The 1,311-nt window shown below is 30.5% G+C and carries 1 protein-coding gene; it reads right to left on the bottom strand.

Going from position 1 to position 1,311, the window contains the following annotated elements; genetic code table 11:
• Nucleotides 1-72: 72 nt before the first annotated feature.
• A complete protein-coding gene (locus tag HMPREF0671_RS08890; RefSeq protein ID WP_036899674.1) occupies nt 73-1,146 on the bottom strand; it encodes an EpsG family protein in 1,074 nt (357 codons plus the stop codon).
• Between the last annotated feature and the right edge of the window lie 165 nt (nt 1,147-1,311).

Genomic DNA, 1,311 nt, shown 5'->3' with positions numbered 1-1,311 from the left:
AGTTGATGCTGGCAAATGTCTAGCAAAGCCGTAATATGCGACCAAGCATAAGAGTTTCTTGATTTTCATGTTTTATTTCGACCAAAAAAGAAAAGACATATTTTCCAAATATTTTGCAGACGAACCCAAGTATGATATGTATACATACACGCCGATGTAACATATAGCAAAACCTACACGCACGATTTGATTATTTATATATTTCATTATATTGGGTACGAGAATAAATGGTATTGATGTATAATAGTAAAACAATCGACCTGTCGAACTATTTCCTACACCAAAAAATGTTCCTATAACAGCCAGTGACGTTATTGATAATAATAATCTGTTAATACCTCTTTCAAACACAGCTGATTTCATAAAGAAAATCATAGATATAAACAACCCACTCATCAATATAAAGTCAACATAATTAGCTCCTTCGTATTTTACGTTATTCAAGTATCCAGTATAATCTCTCCCCATTAACGATACAAAATACTGAAGAACAACAAAATAAGAAACAGCAAACACCAAACACGATATCAACAGAGCCGTGATATACATCTTTTTATTCTCTATATTATATAGAAAAAATAAAGGTATAAAAACCAAAGAGCTACGATGCAATAAGAAAGCAATAATAATATACGCACCAAACCTTCTATAATTTTTATTTATAATTGAATTCCATGACAATGTAAGCAAAGCCATTGCTAAATGCTGTCTCAATACAAATATAGACTGATCAAATACCGTAACCAATATAAACAATATAGATACATAAGTATATGGCGAATTTGTTAGTATTGTCCTATAGTAACAGCATAACATAATTAACGAACTTACTATTAGCACAATAATAAAGTCATCAGATATCAATGATAAAAACTTCATATACCATAGAAATCCTATTTCCATTGAACCTGCCCAAAAGGCATCCTTTAGTCTATAAAAGGGAAGGCTCATGCACTCTACAAAAGCATCTTCATAAGCAGGTAAATCCAAAACAGACATGGGATCTACGAATGTATGAATAATAAATGAAGAAACAAACGACAACACAACAAAGGTATTAATCTTCCCCTTACTTTCTTGTGTGTTTGCCTTTAATATTAATCCAAGTATAAGTATAAATATAAAATTGAATATCAGTACTTCCATAATAACTTAAATTCGTTAATCGCTCTGTATGCTACAATTTATTTCATTAAAAAGACTATGGGCTTACAATAATTATAATAGCCATTTGCCACTCCAAAACACACCAGCCTTAATATTAGACTATGATTTCTTGAAGTTATTATCCATTTACTATACATCCTAATG

Source organism: Prevotella sp. S7 MS 2 (genome assembly GCF_000762865.1).
Classification (GTDB): Bacteria; Bacteroidota; Bacteroidia; order Bacteroidales; family Bacteroidaceae; genus Prevotella.
Note: the sequence above shows the minus strand (reverse complement) of the source record. Positions and strands in the feature narration are given on the sequence as shown.